Origin of the sequence: Amycolatopsis sp. VS8301801F10 (genome assembly GCF_046195355.1) — a bacterium.
Taxonomy (GTDB): domain Bacteria; phylum Actinomycetota; class Actinomycetes; order Mycobacteriales; family Pseudonocardiaceae; genus Amycolatopsis.
This window is the reverse complement of record NZ_CP176065.1, coordinates 368,137-383,870: the sequence shown is the minus strand read 5'-3', so window position 1 is coordinate 383,870 and position 15,734 is coordinate 368,137. Positions and strand designations below refer to the sequence as shown.

Here is a 15,734-nt window from a genome sequence, read left to right as displayed (position 1 = left end):
CCTTCAGAAGTGCAGCAACGACTTCTCGGTGACCGGACGGCGATGGGCTCGCCAGGTCAGCCACTGCACGACGATCAGTACGAGGAGCGTGGGCGCGGCGAACCAGCCGAGCACCGCGGCCATGTCCGGGGTGGTGGCGGCCTGGTCGACGGTCAGCTGGTAGCCCGTGGTGGAGAACAACACGGTCGGGAATCGCAGCACGCCGACCAGCAACGCCGGGCAGGCGCTCAGCAGCATGGCCGCGGGCAAGGCCAATCGCGGGCTGCGGAGTCCGAAAAGGACGGTTAGGTATGCCGCGAAGGCGAGAACGACCACCGCTAACGCGGCCCACGAAGCGCCGGAAACCGAGAGAGCGCCCCAAACTGTCGCTGTCACCAGGAAAACCCCGACCGGGAACAGGAACGACCGAGCCAGCCGTCGAACGCGTCCGGCAATCTCCGCCGGACCGCGCACCGCGAGAAAAGCCAGGCCCTGCAAGCAGAACAACGCGACGAACCCGAGCCCCCACAACACCGCGTACGGATTGAACAACGCCAGCACGTCGTCCAGCGGGCGACCTTGCGCGTCCAGCGGCAGCCCGCGCACGAGATTGCCGAGGAACAGGCCCCACGAAACCGCCGTGACCAGCGCTCCCGCGGTAATGGCGAACGTCCACCCGCGCCGGTCGCCCCCGGGACGCCGGCTCCGCAACTGCACCGCCGCGGTGAACGTGACCAAACCCAGCAGCAACAGCACGACCAGCACGTAAGCCCCGGCGAACACCCGCCCTTCCAGATGCGGGAACGCCCCGAACAGCACGCCGACCGCCGCGACCAGCCACACCTCGTTGGCCAGGAAGAACGGCCCGACCGCGCCGAGCACGCGCCGTTGCCCGGCCTCGTCGCGCGAGCGGGAGAGCGCGGGCAGCAGCATTCCGACGCCGTAGTCGTAGCCCGCCAACGCGAAGTAACCGCCCAGCAGCAAACCGAGCACACCCCACCAGATCGTCACCACGGGTCACACTCCACTCAGGACAGGAAATTCAGTTTCGGCGGCGGCCGCCGGACCGCGTTTCGCGATCCGGGCGAGCAGCACCCCGTCGGCGATCGCCAGCACGAGGAACAGCAGCGTGAAAGCGATGAAGGAGAACAGGATCTGCCCGCCGCTGACGTCGGCGACGGCGTCCGCGGTGCGCAGCTTGCCCCACACCAGCCACGGCTGACGGCCGATCTCGCGGACCAGCCAGCCCAGGATCGCCGCGAGGAACGGCAGTGCGATCCCCGGAACCATCAGGAACAGCACCAGCCGAGCCCGCAGCAGCAGGTCGCGGTACAGCAGCACGGTGCCGATCAACGCCGCGAAGAACGCGAAAAAGCCGACGTTGATCATCATCCCGAGCGGCAGCCCGACGGCCACCGAGCCGGTGAACTTGCCCGGCTGATACCCGGCGACCTCGGCGAACTGCGAGAATCCGGCCTGGACCACCAGCACGCTGCCGAGCAGCGACGTCACGACGCCGATCCGCAGCGACCGGCGGAAGAAGTCGATCTCGCTGGTGCGCTTGAGAAAGTGGTACGCGCTGACCCCGGTCACGAAGAACCCGCCGGTCAGCAGCGCGGCCCCGAGGACGTGCGGCAGCGCCGCGACCAGCGCCGGATTGGTGAACAACGCGCCGAAGCCGTCCAGCCGCAGCACGCCGTTCTCCATCCGCGAGCCGACCGGGTTCTGCAGGAACGAGTTGGCGACCATGATGAACAGCGCGGAGGCGTACGCGGTCAGCGTGACCATCCACAGCACCGCCAGGTGCAGCCACTTGTTCATCCGGCCCCGGCCGAAGAGCCACACTCCGAGGAACGTCGATTCGAGGAAAAACGCCACCAGCGTCTCGATCGCGAGCGGCGCGCCGAAAACGTCCCCGGCGAACGCGGAAAGCCCGGTCCAGGTCATCCCGAACTGGAATTCCATCACGATTCCGGTGACGATTCCGAGTGCGTAGTTGACCACGTACAGGCGGCCCCAGAACGCGGTCATCCGGTGCGGCTGCTCGCCGCCGCGGAGTGTCGCGCGGGTCTGCAGGATCGCCACCATGGTCACCAAACCCAGGGTGAGCAGCACAAACAGGAAGTGGAACGAGGTGGTGGTCGCGAACTGGAGTCTCGCGATCGGCAGTGGGTCCATGCCGACGGAGCCTATAGGTAGCGAGGCTACATGTAGCGGGGAAACCCATGAGATCGGGGTGATCTCAGGGTTTTTCCCGGACGATCGTGCGGGCTTCGGGGATTAGCCTGCCAAGGTCAAGATGAGTAGACTGGCGACCTATGAAAGCGGACACGTTGCGCGGACACCTCGACGCGTTGCTGCTGGCGGTCCTCGACGGCCGCAAGCTGCACGGCTACGCGATCATCGAGGCGCTCGCGCTGCGCAGCGACGGAGCGCTCGACCTGCCCACCGGCACGGTGTACCCGGCGTTGCGCCGGCTCGAGCGCGCGGGCTGGCTGGCCAGCGAGTGGGATGTGGTGTCCGGCCGCAAACGGCGCACCTACCGGCTCACTCGCGCCGGGCAGCAGGCGCTGGCCGCGGAACGGGCGCAGTGGCGGGAGTTCACCACGGTGATCGGCGGAGTGCTGGAACCATGACCACGACAAGCCAGACCGCGCTCGGTCCCGTCGAGACCTACCTGGCCGAACTGGACCGCGCGCTGATCGGCCGCCGCGGCCCGAAGGCGGACCTGCTCGCCGAAGCACGCGACGGTCTGCGGGACGCGGCCCAGGCGTACCGCGAAGGCGGTTGGAGCGAACTCGAGGCGCAACGCCGGGCGATAGCGGATTTCGGTCAGGTCCGCGAGATCGCCGGTGACTACCAAGCGGAACTGAGCATGCACAACGGCGTGCGGACGCTGTGGCTGCTCGTGCTCGGAGTGCCCGCGATGCAGACGTCGTGGGAGCTGGCGCGCGTTTTCACCTACGGCGCCTGGTCGCGGCTGACCACGCCGAACCCCGGCTGGTACCTGTACGTCACGCAGTTCACCCACGCCGCGATCTACGCCGTGCCCGCGCTCGGCCTCCTCGCGCTGCTGGGCACGCGGTTCCTCAGCCGCCGCTTCGACGGGGTCCGCACGGCCAGGTTCTGCCGGGCGCTCGGCGCGATCGCGGTGGGCCTCAACCTGTTCTCCGTGCTGCTGCTGGTCGGAGCGACCGGGGTGGTCGACGCCGCGCGGCTGTTCCTCAGCGGTCCGTGCGGCCTGCTGATGGTCGCCTGGGTGGTCCTGTCGTTCCGACTTGTCGTGCTAGCGCGACGTTCCTGGCGGCGGTGTGCCACGATCGTCGCGTGACGACCGCGCTGATCTACCTCGTAGTCATGCTGCTGGTGGCCGCCGTGGTGTTCCTCCTGGCCGCTGTGGTGTTCGGCCGGGGCGAGGAACTGGCGCCGCTGCCGCCGGGCAGCTCGCCCACCCGCCTGCCCGCCGAGGACATCACCGGCGAGGACGTCCGCCAGGTGCGCTTCCAGCTCGTGTTCCGCGGCTACAAAATGTCCGAAGTAGACTGGGTGCTGCGCAGGACCGGGGTGGAACTGGACGAACTGCGCGAACGGGTCGCCCGGCTCGAGGCCGCGCTGCAGCCGCGCGAAGGGGCGCACCGGAGGCCGGCGGGTGAGTGACCTGGTGCTGTCGGTAGACGTCGCGGCACCGGCTGGCACGACCTGGCTCGCACTCACCGACTGGGCCCGCCAAGGCGAGTGGATGCTCGGCACGTCAGTACGCGTCATCGAGGGCAACGGCCGCAGCGTGGGCTCGAAGCTGGCGGCCTTCACCGGCTTCGGCGGCATCGGCTTCACCGACACGATGGAAATCACGACCTGGGAACCGCCGCTGCGCTGCACGGTGCGCCACCTGGGCAGCCTCGTACAGGGAACCGGAGTGTTCCAGGTGCTGGCCAAGGGTGCCGGACAGTGCACCTTCGTGTGGGCCGAACACCTCAAACTCCCGTTCGGCCTCCTCGGCCGCGCCGGCTGGCCCCTGGCGCGCCCGGCGTTCGCCCTGGGAGTACGCCATTCGCTGCGGCAGTTCGCGAGGTTCGCGGAAAACTATTCAATGGGGGAACAATGACGGATCTGCTGGGCGAAGACGGCGTCGCCCGCTGCAGCTGGGGCAACTCGGCCCCGGACTACGCGGTGTACCACGACGAGGAGTGGGGAGTCCCGCTCCACGGCGAGGCGGAGCTGTACGAACGCCTGTGCCTGGAATCGTTTCAGTCCGGCCTGTCCTGGATCACCATCCTGCGCAAACGCGAGAACTTCCGAAAAGCCTTCCGAGGCTTCGTGCCGGAGAAGGTCGCCCGCTTCGGCGAGAAGGACATCGAACGCCTGATGCACGACGCCGGAATCGTCCGCAACCGCGCGAAGATCGAGGCAGCGGTGAAAAACGCCCGCGCAGTAGCAGACCTGGACATCCCGCTGGACAAACTGCTGTGGTCCTTCGCCCCGGCAAAACACCGCCGCCCCCGCACCATGGCAGACGTACCGGCAATCACCGACGAGTCCAAGGCAATGGCAAAAGACCTGAAGAAGCGCGGCTTCGCCTTCCTGGGCCCAACCACCTGCTACGCCCTGATGCAGGCGACCGGCATGGTAGACGACCACGTAAAAGGCTGCTTCCGCGCAACCTAAAGGCCCGCGAGGCCACCCTCACGCCCGCGGAGCCCCCGAGGTTCCCCCCCAGGCCCCTAAAACCGCAGCCGCTGCACCCAACGAGCGTGGCACCCAGCCCCTCCCCCGCACCCCGATACGAAGCCTCCCTGCGGTTTGGGGGTGCTTGTCAAGGCATCTTTCCCGCCTTGACAAGCACCCCCAAACCGTCAGCACAATCAAGCTTCGGGGTGCCCCACCGCAACCTTCTTTTCCGCGGCGAAGCCGCTCATCTTTTCAGCGGCGAAGCCGCTGATCCTCAAAACCTTCACTCCCCCCGAAACTGAGGCTTCCTCTTCCCCACAAACGCCTCCACCGCCTCCGCATGATCCTTCGTCCCACCCAGCTCAGTCTGCGCAGCATCCTCCGCAGCCAACGCCTCCTCCAGCGAAGACTCCGCGGCCACCGCCAACACCCCCTTGATCTTCGCGTAAGCCACCGTCGGCCCGGCCGCGAGCTTCGCCGCCACCTTCTGCGCCCGAGCCGCCAGCTCCTCGTCCGGCACGACCTCCCCGACAAGCCCGATCCGCAACGCCTCGGCCGAGTCCACCGTCCGAGCCATCAACATCAGCTCAGCAGCCCGCCCGTACCCAATCAGCCGCTGCAACGTCCAAGACGCCCCCGAGTCCGGCCCCAGCCCCACGTTCGCGAAGGCCATCAAGAACGACGACGACTCAGCCGCGATCCGCAGGTCACTGGCATACGCGAACGCCGCCCCGGCCCCGGCCGCGGTGCCGTTCACCGCCGCGACGACCGGCTTCGGCATCCCGGTGATCGCCTTGACGATCGGGTTGTAGTGCTCGCTCACCGTGTGCAGCGGGGCCGGGTCGTTCGCCTGCAGCAGGCCGACGTGCTCCTTGAGGTCCTGTCCGGCGCAGAACGCCTTGCCGGTGCCGGTGAGCACCACCGCGCGGACGTCCGGGTCCTCGGCGGCCGCGCGCAGCTCGGCGAGCAGGCGCTCCTTGAGCTCGACGGTCAGCGAGTTGTACGCCTCCGGCCGGTTCAGGGTCAGGGTGCGCACGCCGTCGGCGTCGGCGGTCAACAGGACGTCGGATGTGGTCACGAAATGCTCCTCTGAAGCTGCGGCTCGGGTTCTCGGTACTGAGTCTCGCACCCTCGGCGGGCGGCATACCAGCACCGATGCGGCGGCAAATGATCGGTCCGCGTTCGCGCCCGGGCGCTGATGAGGGACAATGGGGGACGAGACCCGGCTGGCATGGGAGTGCGCGACCCGGGCGCGCCGGTTGAGACGGAGGGAGCACGCTATGGCGGCCATGAAGCCCCGGACCGGAGATGGTCCCCTCGAAGTGACCAAGGAGGGGCGGGGCCTCGTCATGCGGGTGCCACTGGAGGGTGGCGGCCGGCTGGTCGTCGAGCTCTCCGCGGAGGAAGCGAAGGACCTCGGAGCCGCACTGCAGGAGGTCACTGGCTGACCTGCGCTCTCCCCGCTCTGTCCACTGTGCACCCCGGTCTCCTCTTGGAGGCCGGGGTCGGTTCGTCTGCGCCCTAAGGTTGCTCGCTGTGCGTAACTCGCTACCACCCGTTCCCACGAAGCTGCCCGAAATCGAGGTCGTCGCCGCGACGCGCCGCGGAGTGCCGCGAGCAGTGCTGGTCGCGCCGGCCGAGGCGGAGGAAGGCGCGTCGTACGGGGCGAGCGGACGCACCGCCGAAGTACGCGAAGTGCCCGAAGACGGCGATGGTCCACGCTGGGTGGCCGGTATCGGCGAAGGCGCGCCGAAGGACTTTCGATCGACCGGTGCCGCGTTGGCGCGCGCGTTCCGCGAAGCGGCGGAGAACAGTCCGATCCGGACAGTCCAGGTCGTACTGCCCGAGGACGCGACAGCGGAGCACGCCGCGGAGTTAGCGGTGGGACTGTCGCTGGGCGGGTATCGGTTCGTGGTCACCACGACAGAGCCGAAGCCGCCGGTGCCCGCCGTACGCCTGGTTGTCGCGCACGAGCGCGCTGTGCCCGCGTACGCGGACGCTGTCGCTCGCGTACGCGTTCTCGCGGCGGCTGCTGCCTTTACGCGCGACCTCGCGAACACGCCGTCGAACATCAAGAACCCGGCGTGGCTCGCGAACACCACGGCGAAGGTGCTGGGCCGCACGGTCGACGTGACGGTGCGAGACGAGAAGTGGCTCGCGGACAACGGGTTCGGCGGAATTCTGGCAGTCGGCGGCGGTTCGGCTTCGCCGCCGCGGCTGATCGAAATGACGCACAGTCCGCGCGGCGCGACGAAGCACCTGCTGTTCGTGGGCAAGGGGATCACCTTCGACACCGGCGGCCTTTCGCTGAAACCGGCCGACGGCATGCACCTGATGCGCACCGACATGGCGGGCGGCGCGGCCGTGATCGCCGCGATGCGCGCGATCGGGGAGTTGAACCTGCCGGTGCGCGTCACCGCGCTGGTGCCCGCGGCGGAAAACCACGTCTCCGGCGGCTCGTACCGGCCGGGCGACATCGTGCGGCACTACGGCGGCCAGACCACCGAGATCGGCAACACCGACGCCGAGGGCCGGATGGTGATGGCCGACGCGCTCGCCTACGGAATCGCCCAGCACAAACCGGACCTGATCGTCGACGCCGCCACCCTGACCGGCGCGATGAAGGTCTCGCTCGGCCTGCGCACCGGCGGCTTCTTCGCGACCGACGACGACCTCGCCGAACGCCTGCTCAAGGCCGGGGCCCGCGCCGGGGAGTCGTGGTGGCGGATGCCGCTGGTCGAGGACTACGCGACCGGCATCGAAGGCGAACTCGGCGACGTCCGGCAGGCCCCCAACGGCCCAGGCGGCATCATGGCGGCCCTGTTCCTGCGCGAGTTCACGGCGGGGCTGCCGTGGGCACACCTGGACATCGCGGGCCCGGCACGCGCGGACAAAACGTACGACGACGTGGTGCCCGGTGCTTCAGGTTTCGCGGCGCGGACGTTGGTGGAGTTCGCGGCTTCGTACGAGGGTTGATCCTGCGGGTTGCCGGGCAGGTCCCGCGCGTGCGCGAGGGACGTATGACGACGTTGCGCGGTTTCCTGCGCGGGCTGATCCCGGAGCTGTTCTTGCGGGAGTTCACGGCCCGGTCTCCGGACGCACCTGGGCATCGCGGGCAAGACGTCTGACGACGTGGTGCCCCGTGCGCGGTTTCCGCGGGGCTGCCCTCGCTCCGGACGGGGGCACCATTCCTGCGGGCGCGGCGCATCCGGGTTCACGGCGCGCGGTTTCCTGCGCGGGCTGATCCCGGAGCTGCCCTCGCTCCGGGAGTTCGCCCTCCCCGGCCCAGGCTGGAGCTTCCGCCGCGGCAGTCCGCCCGTGCTACTTCTTCCCCGCCAGCTCGTCCTCGCGACGCGTCAGCACGATCGGGTCCCCCTCGGTGATCGCCACCGTGTGCTCCGAATGCGCGGTGCGCGAGCCGTCGGCGGAGCGGATGGTCCAGCCGTCCGGGTCGTAGACGATCTTGTCCGTCGTGGCGGCCAGCCAGGGTTCCAGCGCCAGCGTCAGGCCGGGGCGGAGTTTCATGCCGCGGCCTGCCTTGCCGCGGTTGGACACGTGCGGGTCGCCGTGCATCGTGCGGCCGATGCCGTGGCCGCCGAACTCGGTGTTGACCGGGTAGCCGTAGCTGGTCGCGACCGCTTCGATCGCGGCTGAGATGTCGCCGAGCCGGTTGCCCGCGCGCGAGGCCTCGATCGCGGCTTCGAGTGCTTCCTCGGTGGCCCGGATGATCCGCTGGTCCTCCTCGGCGGGCGTGCCGACGATGACTGTGCGCGCCGAGTCGGCCGCCCAGCCGTCGATGGTGACCGCGATGTCCGCGGTGAGCACGTCGCCGTCGCGCAGGGTGTAGTCGTGCGGCAGGCCGTGCAGGACGGCGTCGTTGACCGACAGGCAGATGACGTTGCGGAACGGGCCCTCGCCGAATGACGGCGCGTAATCCCAGTAGCACGAGACGGCCCCGCGCCGCTTGATCATGCCGCGCACGTGGTGTTCGAGGTCCATCAGGTTGACGCCGACGTCGGCGAGCTTGCCGACCTCGGTCAGCACCTCGGCGACGAACCGCCCGGTCACGTGCATGCGGTCGATTTCCGCAGGCGTCTTCAGCTCGATCACGACTACCCTCGCGTCTCAGGTTCCGGTATTTCTATACCGGAAACGGTAGCACGGCACCGGGATACAAATACCACCCTGGCCGCTAGCCCGTCCGGCCGAGCACGTGGTCGCGGAACGCTTGCACGGCGGGCGAAAGCGGTTCCCCGGCACGCCAGCCGAGCCCGATCGTCCGGTGCACCGGCGGGTGCAGCGGTACCTCCGCGACCCCGGCCGGCGAACCCGGCTCGAAGCGCGGCAGGAGCGCGACGCCCAGCCCGGCCCCGACGAGCCCGCGGACGGTGTCGGATTCCTGGCCCTCGAAGGCCACCTTCGGCGTGAAACCGGCGGCGGCGCAGAGGTCGTCGGTGATCCGGCGCAGGCCGTAGCCGTGTTCGAGGAGCACGAACGGCTCGTCGGCCAGCTCCGCCACGCGCACGCTGCTCCGTCCGGCCAGCCGGTGCCCGGCGGGAACCGACAGGTGGATCGGCTGCCGGTCGAGCACGACCGTCTCCAGGCGTTCGTCCTCGACGACCGGGGCGAGCAGGGCGAGATCCAGTTCCCCGGACGCGAGCCGGTCGACTATGTCCTGCAGCGAACCCTGCACGAGGGAGAACCGGACGGCCGGGGCCTGCTCGCGATACGCGCGCAGCAATCCCGGCACGAGAGACCGGCCGAGCAGGTGCAGAAACCCGAGCACGACGTGGCCGCTCGCCGGTTCGATCTCCTCGCGGGCGAGGCGGGCTCCGGCGTCGACCACCGGCAGTGCGCGTTCCGCCGCGTCGGCCAGCAGTTCGGCGGCGCGGGTGAGCCGGACGCCGCGGCCGTCGGGCACGGTCAGCGGCGCGCCGAGGGCCTGTCCCAGCGCGGCCAGCCGCCTGCTGACTGTGGGCTGCGGCACTCCGAGGATCTCGGCCGTGCGAGTGACGTTTCCGGTGTTTCGCAGCGTGGCCAGCAGACACAGGTGCGGGACGAGCTGCGCGGTGAGGCTCTCATTCGGCACGGTATGAATCATCGCAGATCGACGTATTAGACGTATTGATTAGCAAGGCTTACTTTCGGGCTCATGCTCTCCTCTGCTCGCCGGGTGAAGGTCGCGGTCGCCGCCGCGGGATTCACGTCGTTCGCCCTGCTCTACGCCCCGCAAGCGGTCCTGCCGCAGCTCGCCGGCCAGTACCGGCTCGATCCCGGCGGCGCGGCGCTCACGGTCAGCGTGGCGACCGGCGCGCTGGCGATTTCGGTGCTGCCCATCGCCGCGCTGTCCGAAGCGATCGGGCGGCGGCCAGTGATCATCGCGTCCGTGGTGCTCTCCTCAGTGCTCGGCCTTCTGCTGCCACTGATGCCGAACTACTCCCTGATGCTGGTGCTGCGCGCGGTGCAGGGTGTCGCGATCGCCGGTTTTCCCGGCGTGGCAACGGCTTACCTCGTGGAACGGCTCGGCAAGACCGGCGTCGCGGCCGCGGTCGGGGCGATGATCGCGGGCAACACCATCGGCGGCATGACGGGTCGGCTGGCCACCGGGTTCACCGCCGGTCCGTTCGGCTGGCGCGGCGCGCTGTACGTGGTGGCCGGGCTATCGCTGGTCTGCGCGGTCGTGACCGTGGTGCTGCTGCCGCCTTCGCCGGTCAAGACAGGGGAGCGGCAGGGCCTTCGCGACATCGGCGTCGGTCTGCTTTCCGCGGTGCGCCGGCCGGTGTTGCTCGCGCAGTACGCCGTCGCGCTGCTGGCCATGGGTTCGTTCGTCGCGCTCTACAACGCGGCCGGGTTCCGGCTGACCGGCGAGCCGCTGAACCTGTCGCCGGCGATCGCGTCGCTGGTGTTCGTGTCGTACGCGCTGGGCTCGGTTTCGTCGGCCACGGCCAACCGGCTGTCCGCGCGGATCGGCCGTCGGCAGGCGTTGGTCGTCGTGCTGGTGCTGACGGCGGTCGGCGCGCTGCTGACGATCCCGGATTCGCTGCCGCTGATCGTCGTCGGCTTCCTCGTGCTGACCACGGCGTTCTTCGCCGCGCATTCGATCGCGAACAGCTGGGCCGCGGCCGACGCCCCGGAGAACGCGCGCGGCCAGGTCGGCGGGCTGTACATGCTGATGTACTACCTGGGCAGCAGCGTCGGCGGCGGGATCGGCAGCGTCGTCTACGGGAGGGCCGGGTGGAGCTGGCTGATCGTGGCCGTCGCGGGGTGGCTGGTGCTGGCCGTGGCGGCGGTGCTGGTGGGCACCAAGGCGCGGTGGAGGGAGCGGGTGCTGGTGGGGTCGTGAGTGCTCATCGCGGTTCTAACCGTGATTGCCGCTCACGAGCACGCCGTGGCCACCAGCAGGCCTCCGCCGACCGGCAGCAGCGCCGGGATCAGCCGGGCGTCCTCGCGGACGGCCCGCGCGACCTCGCGCAACGCCATCGTCTCCGGATCGCGCCGGGACGGGTCGGTCAGCCGCCCGCCCGCCAGGACCTGGTGGAACACGATCACCCCGCCGCGGCGCAGCAGTGCGACGCCCTGTTCGTAGTAGCCGGGGTACTCGATCCGCGCGGCGTCGACGAACACCAGGTCGTACCCGCCCGGCGTGAGCCGCGGCAGCACGTCCAGCGCGCGGCCGACGATCAGCCGCATCCGGCCCGGCGGATAGCCCGCTTCGAGGAAGGTCTTGCGCGCCGCCCGCTGGTACTCCGGCTCGACGTCGATCGAGGTCAGAACGCCGTCGGGAGCCATCCCGCGCAGCAGGTACAGCCCGCTCACGCCGGAGCCGGTGCCGACCTCCACGACCGCCCGCGCGGCGACCGTCGCGGCGAGAAACCGCAGCGTCGTGCCTGCTCCGGGGGCCAACGGGGCGCAACCGAGGTCCGCCGCGCGCATCCGCGCCGCGGCCAGCACGTCGTCGTCGGGCAGGTACCCGTCGACCTGCTCGGCGCCGACCGCCCCGGTCTCGGCCGCCGCCTCTGTCCCCGAACTCACGCGCGAAGGTTAGCGCTGGTTGTCGATAAATCAGCGAAGGCTCCCTGGTATGCGCCTTCCGGCCCCGGTTAAGCCCCCGAAAACCGGGTAAAGGCCAACTTCTCAGGCTGCTCTCAGATCGGTCTCATGAGTTCCATAAGGAAGGCCGACAAACTGAGTCTCAACCGCACGGGAACACCGTGTGCCCGGCCCGCGTTGGCAGAGGTGAAGAGGAGTTGACCCAGATGGAGGTGCCTGCTCCCCTGATGCAGAACGCCGAACTGCCGGAAGCCGCTCCGGTGACCGTGGACGCAGCCGAGGCGGCCTGGACGCCGCCCTCGTGGGACGAGGTCGTGCGCGAACACGCCGACCGCGTGTACCGGCTCGCCTACCGCCTCACCGGCAACACGCACGACGCCGAGGACCTGACCCAGGAGACGTTCATCCGCGTCTTCCGGTCGCTCGCGTCGTACAAGCCCGGCACCTTCGAGGGCTGGCTGCACCGGATCACCACGAACCTGTTCCTCGACATGGCGCGCCGCCGCTCGCGCGTGCGCATGGAGGGACTGCCCGAGGACACCGACCGGATCGTCGGCGACGACCCGAGCCCGGAGCAGCACTACAGCGACACCCACCTCGACCCCGACCTGCAGGAGGCGCTCGACGAGCTGCCCCCGGAGTTCCGGGCCGCGGTCGTGCTGTGCGATGTGGAAGGACTGTCGTACGAGGAGATCGGGGCGACGCTGGGCGTCAAGCTCGGCACCGTGCGCAGCCGCATCCACCGCGGCCGCTCGGCGCTGCGCGCGTCGCTCGAGCGCCGTCGCGCGACCCGGGAGGAATCTGCGAAGGTGTCCGTATGACCGGCTGGCGTTTCGCCGAATCCCACCTCATGCCCGACGCGGTAGTCGCACTGGTCGACGGCGAGCTGACGCCGGCCGCCCACGACCGTGCCCTCGCGCACCTCGCGCGCTGCCCGGACTGCGCGGCCGAGGTGACCGCGCAGCGGCAGGCGGTCGCGGCGGTGCGGGAGGCCGGTGCGCCGTCGATGTCGGCTGGGTTCCTGGCCAGTCTCCGCTCGATTCCGGAGCACACCGAGCTGCCGGGGTCGCCGGACAATCTCGCGGTGACCGCCGACGGCCAGCTGGTGGCTATCCAGCGGCCGGACCGGGTGGCTGGGCTGCGGGACGCCGGCGTGCTGGGAGGTGCGGCGCCGTTGGGAACAACCGCGCCGCTCGGGCAGTCGGCGACCGTGCTCGGCGGCGGGAGGTTCGCTTTCAGCCGGAAGCGGGCGGCGCAAGGAGCCGGGGTCGTGGTGTCCGGGCTCGTGCTGAGCGCGCTCGCGCTCGTCGGGACCGCGGCGGATAGCGGGGAAGGGACTGCGGGGACCGGGCCTGCTCGGGTGCCCAATGCGAATTTGCTGCCGGCGCGGATGGCTGTGCCTCAGGGCGGGGCTTCGGCTGAGGAGTCGCAGGCGCCGGGTGCTGGGGAGTCGGATGTGGTTCGGGCTGGGGCTGCGTTTGCTGGTCGGTGAGTCTTTCGGCTCGTCGCCTGGCGGCGACATTGCCGGATTTAGCGGGTGCGTTGGCCCCCCGATTTTTTAGTGTGACTACGGCGCTGGGGTGCTTGTCAAGGCGGGAAAGATGCCTTGACAAGCACCCCAGCGCCGTGTTTTTGGCTGTGTATCGGGGGTGGGGGAGGGGTGGGTGCCTTGCTTGTCGGGTGCATTGGTGCGGTTAGTGAGGGCGTTTGGGTTCTTGGGGGCTGACGCCCCAAGCGGTATGGGTCGGGCGGGGCAGGCAACAGGCATTTCACTGCGGTCTGGGCACACTCTCCCTAGGCTTGGGTATCGTCGTCCCAGCCGAACTGAACCGCATCCCGGGGAATGATGACCGACCAGCCGAACGCTAATTCTGATCAGTCCGGTGCCGTCGGAACGGACCGGCTGGGGCCTCGGCCGCTTGAGCGGCCCGCGGTTGACCAGCAGCAGGCTGCCGTCTTCGGGCGTCCGCACGGGGTCGAGGGGGCGTTCGACAAGCTTTACACCCCGGTGCCCAACGGGAACGGGCAGAAGCTCAATCTCGCGCCGCCCACGCCGGAGTCTCTCGCGGAGGCGTTCAGCCGTCCTCCGGGGGCGGAGGGCGTGCGGTTGCAGCGGCCGCTCGAGGCTTCCGGGGACAGCGCTGCTTCCGAGGATCCGTTGTGGACTGACCCCAGCGATCCTTGGCGGGATCCGGCGTCCGGGGCGGTGCTGGCGGGGCCCGCGGTCGTTCCCGAGGAAGACAAGTCTGAGGGGCCGAAGCTGCCCAGCGGGGCGCGGTTGAGCCTGCCGGAGGTGTTGTTCGGGCGGCGCGTGCAGCCGAAGGCGCTGGCCATGCTCGGCGTCGTCGCGTTGCTGATCGGCGCGGTGGGCGGGCTGGTCGGCTGGTGGGTCGCGGACACGGGATCCGCGTTGACCGGCAGCGCCACGATTTCCGAGGCCGAGGCGGCCAAAGAACGGCCGCCGGGATCGCTCGCGGACATCGCGCGGCGGGTGGCGCCGGCGGTGGTTTCGCTCGAGGTGGTCAAGCCGGGCGCGGACAGCGGCGAGCAGGGTTCTGGCGTCGTGATCGACCCGCAGGGGTACGTGCTCACCAACGAGCACGTGGTCGCGAGCGCGGTCGGCGACGCGGCCACGAAGATCACCGCGGTCTTCAACGACGGGACGCGCACCGAGGCCAAGATCGTCGGCGCGGATCAGAAGACCGACCTCGCCGTGGTGAAGGTCAACGTGACCAACCCGGTCGTGATGCAGGTCGGGAAGTCGTCCAACCTGCAGGTCGGGGACGCGGTGATCGCGGTCGGCTCGCCGCTGGCGCTGCAGAACTCGATCACCGCGGGCATCGTCAGCGCGCTCGACCGGCCGGTCACCGCGGGCGGCGACAACGGGGCCGCTCCGGTCACCTATTCGGCGATCCAGACCGACGCGGCGATCAACCACGGCAACTCGGGCGGGGCGCTCGTCGATTCGACCGGCGCGCTGGTCGGCATCAACTCCGCGATCCGCTCCTCCAGCTCCGACGGCGGCAGCATCGGCATCGGGTTCGCCATCCCCAGCGACTACGCCATCAAGATCGCCAAGGCGCTGATCAAGGACGGCAAGGTCAAACACGCCGACATCGGGATCAACGCGGCCTCGACGGTCGCCGGCTCGTCCACGATGGGCGCGCAGGTGCGCAACGTCGCGCCGGGCGGACCGGCGGCGTCCGCGGGGATCAAGGAAGGCGACGTGATCACCAAGGTCGGCGACCACGTCGTGCGCGACTCCGCCGAGCTGACCGTCGCGGTGCGCAGCCACGACCCCGGCCAGGTCGTCCCGGTGCAGCTGGCCCGCGACGGCGCGCTGCTGGTGGTGGACGTCACGCTCGGGGCGGACTGACACTCGTTCTTGCTGACCCGGTCACAGGCAGGCCGACCCCCGCGCGGCACGCAACCGGCGAAGCCATCCGGCCGGGACGGTGGTCGGATCAGCAACGATCGGCACAGCAGCTGTCGTGCGACGTTCGGGCCTGCCCGGACCCCAAACGGCCCGGGTAGTCTTGGGCGGGGCAGCACCGAGCGGAGGTTTCACGGGTGTTCGACAGTGTCGGCTGGGGCGAGATCCTCGTGCTCATCATCGCCGGGCTTTTCATTCTCGGACCCGAACGGCTGCCCGAGGCGGCGGCCTGGATGGCGAGGAGCGTCCGCAAGGCCCGCGACTTCGCGACCGGCGCGCGCGAGCAGCTGCGCGAGGAAATGGGGCCTGAGTTCGACCAGTTGCGCAAACCCCTCGAAGACCTCCGCGGCCTGCGCAACCTCGACCCGAAGCGCGTCGTCACGCAGCATTTGTTCGACGGGGATTCGGATCCGCTCGGCCTCAACGGATTCAAGAACGACCTCAACGGATCGAACGGCTCCCACGGCACGCCGACGATCAAGCCGCAGACCGCGATCCCGCAGCCGGAGCCGCTGAAACCGGGCGAGCGGCCGCCGATCGACCCGGACGCCACCTGAGCGGCGAAGCCGACGCGCGACGCGCTGATCAGGCTGGGTAGCCTCAG

General features: G+C 69.8%; 19 protein-coding genes. 13 read left to right on the top strand and 6 right to left on the bottom strand.

The genetic code is table 11. The features are described 5' to 3' along the window. Positions 1-3 precede the first annotated feature (3 nt). Positions 4-993: a cytochrome d ubiquinol oxidase subunit II gene (locus F9C11_RS01785; protein ID WP_409183214.1), complete on the bottom strand. Its 990-nt coding sequence runs from the start codon at positions 991-993 to the stop codon at positions 4-6. Positions 994-996: 3 nt separating this feature from the next. Continuing rightward, positions 997-2,157 (bottom strand): cytochrome ubiquinol oxidase subunit I, encoded by a 1,161-nt coding sequence (locus F9C11_RS01780; protein ID WP_409183213.1) that lies wholly within the window; start codon positions 2,155-2,157, stop codon positions 997-999. Between the two features lie 140 nt (positions 2,158-2,297). Here F9C11_RS01780 and F9C11_RS01775 point away from each other — a divergent pair, with 140 nt between their 5' ends. From F9C11_RS01775 to F9C11_RS01755, 5 genes are read left to right on the top strand one after another with little or no spacing between them, the layout of a single operon-like run. Beyond that, complete coding sequence (locus tag F9C11_RS01775) at positions 2,298-2,615, top strand: helix-turn-helix transcriptional regulator (RefSeq protein ID WP_043831991.1); 318 nt, start codon at positions 2,298-2,300, stop codon at positions 2,613-2,615. Then, positions 2,612-3,310: a permease prefix domain 1-containing protein gene (locus F9C11_RS01770; RefSeq protein ID WP_409183212.1), complete on the top strand. Its 699-nt coding sequence runs from the start codon at positions 2,612-2,614 to the stop codon at positions 3,308-3,310. Before F9C11_RS01775 ends, F9C11_RS01770 begins: the two co-directional genes overlap by 4 nt. Next, complete coding sequence (locus F9C11_RS01765; RefSeq protein ID WP_409183211.1) at positions 3,307-3,636, top strand: DivIVA domain-containing protein; 330 nt, start codon at positions 3,307-3,309, stop codon at positions 3,634-3,636. Before F9C11_RS01770 ends, F9C11_RS01765 begins: the two co-directional genes overlap by 4 nt. Continuing rightward, complete coding sequence (locus F9C11_RS01760; RefSeq protein ID WP_409183210.1) at positions 3,629-4,084, top strand: SRPBCC family protein; 456 nt, start codon at positions 3,629-3,631, stop codon at positions 4,082-4,084. The genes F9C11_RS01765 and F9C11_RS01760 overlap by 8 nt, the downstream gene beginning before the upstream one ends. Then, positions 4,081-4,644 (top strand): DNA-3-methyladenine glycosylase I, encoded by a 564-nt coding sequence (locus F9C11_RS01755; RefSeq protein ID WP_409183209.1) that lies wholly within the window; start codon positions 4,081-4,083, stop codon positions 4,642-4,644. The genes F9C11_RS01760 and F9C11_RS01755 overlap by 4 nt, the downstream gene beginning before the upstream one ends. 286 nt (positions 4,645-4,930) lie before the next feature. Here the strand turns inward: F9C11_RS01755 and F9C11_RS01750 are convergent, their stop codons facing one another. Next, entirely contained in the window at positions 4,931-5,725 is a 795-nt protein-coding gene (locus F9C11_RS01750) for an enoyl-CoA hydratase-related protein (protein WP_409183208.1), read from the bottom strand. Between the two features lie 202 nt (positions 5,726-5,927). Between F9C11_RS01750 and F9C11_RS01745 the strand changes: the two genes are divergently transcribed. The 3 genes from F9C11_RS01745 (at position 5,928) to F9C11_RS01735 (ending at position 7,775) form a co-directional block, all read left to right on the top strand. Further along, positions 5,928-6,095, top strand: coding sequence for a DUF3117 domain-containing protein (locus F9C11_RS01745; RefSeq protein WP_005155393.1), 168 nt, complete (start codon positions 5,928-5,930; stop codon positions 6,093-6,095). A gap of 88 nt (positions 6,096-6,183) precedes the next feature. After that, positions 6,184-7,623: a leucyl aminopeptidase family protein gene (locus F9C11_RS01740; protein WP_409183207.1), complete on the top strand. Its 1,440-nt coding sequence runs from the start codon at positions 6,184-6,186 to the stop codon at positions 7,621-7,623. A gap of 29 nt (positions 7,624-7,652) precedes the next feature. Beyond that, positions 7,653-7,775, top strand: a complete 123-nt coding sequence (locus F9C11_RS01735; RefSeq protein ID WP_409183206.1) for a hypothetical protein — start codon at positions 7,653-7,655, stop codon at positions 7,773-7,775. Positions 7,776-7,968: 193 nt separating this feature from the next. Here the strand turns inward: F9C11_RS01735 and map are convergent, their stop codons facing one another. Both map and F9C11_RS01725 read right to left on the bottom strand, forming a co-directional pair. Further along, complete coding sequence (gene map, locus F9C11_RS01730; RefSeq protein ID WP_409183205.1) at positions 7,969-8,757, bottom strand: type I methionyl aminopeptidase; 789 nt, start codon at positions 8,755-8,757, stop codon at positions 7,969-7,971. A gap of 82 nt (positions 8,758-8,839) precedes the next feature. Beyond that, positions 8,840-9,748 carry a LysR family transcriptional regulator gene (locus F9C11_RS01725; RefSeq protein WP_409183204.1) on the bottom strand — a complete coding sequence of 303 codons (909 nt, stop codon included), beginning with the start codon at positions 9,746-9,748 and terminating at the stop codon, positions 8,840-8,842. A 51-nt stretch (positions 9,749-9,799) separates the two neighbouring features. Between F9C11_RS01725 and F9C11_RS01720 the strand changes: the two genes are divergently transcribed. Further along, the gene (locus tag F9C11_RS01720; protein WP_409183203.1) at positions 9,800-10,990 is read left to right on the top strand and encodes an MFS transporter; all 1,191 of its coding nucleotides are present in this window, start codon (positions 9,800-9,802) and stop codon (positions 10,988-10,990) included. Positions 10,991-11,022: 32 nt separating this feature from the next. Here the strand turns inward: F9C11_RS01720 and F9C11_RS01715 are convergent, their stop codons facing one another. Further along, a complete protein-coding gene (locus F9C11_RS01715) occupies positions 11,023-11,679 on the bottom strand; it encodes an O-methyltransferase (RefSeq protein ID WP_409183202.1) in 657 nt (218 codons plus the stop codon). 224 nt (positions 11,680-11,903) lie between these two features. Here F9C11_RS01715 and sigE point away from each other — a divergent pair, with 224 nt between their 5' ends. From sigE to tatB, 4 genes are all read left to right on the top strand, one after another. After that, positions 11,904-12,518, top strand: a complete 615-nt coding sequence (gene sigE / locus F9C11_RS01710; RefSeq protein WP_037353366.1) for an RNA polymerase sigma factor SigE — start codon at positions 11,904-11,906, stop codon at positions 12,516-12,518. Next, positions 12,515-13,189 carry an anti-sigma factor family protein gene (locus F9C11_RS01705; RefSeq protein ID WP_409183201.1) on the top strand — a complete coding sequence of 225 codons (675 nt, stop codon included), beginning with the start codon at positions 12,515-12,517 and terminating at the stop codon, positions 13,187-13,189. Before sigE ends, F9C11_RS01705 begins: the two co-directional genes overlap by 4 nt. A 354-nt stretch (positions 13,190-13,543) precedes the next feature. Then, on the top strand, positions 13,544-15,073 hold the full coding sequence (locus F9C11_RS01700; RefSeq protein ID WP_409183200.1) for a S1C family serine protease: 1,530 nt from the start codon (positions 13,544-13,546) through the stop codon (positions 15,071-15,073). Positions 15,074-15,267: 194 nt separating this feature from the next. Then, positions 15,268-15,687: a Sec-independent protein translocase protein TatB gene (gene tatB / locus F9C11_RS01695; protein WP_409183199.1), complete on the top strand. Its 420-nt coding sequence runs from the start codon at positions 15,268-15,270 to the stop codon at positions 15,685-15,687. The last annotated feature ends 47 nt before the right edge of the window (positions 15,688-15,734 follow it).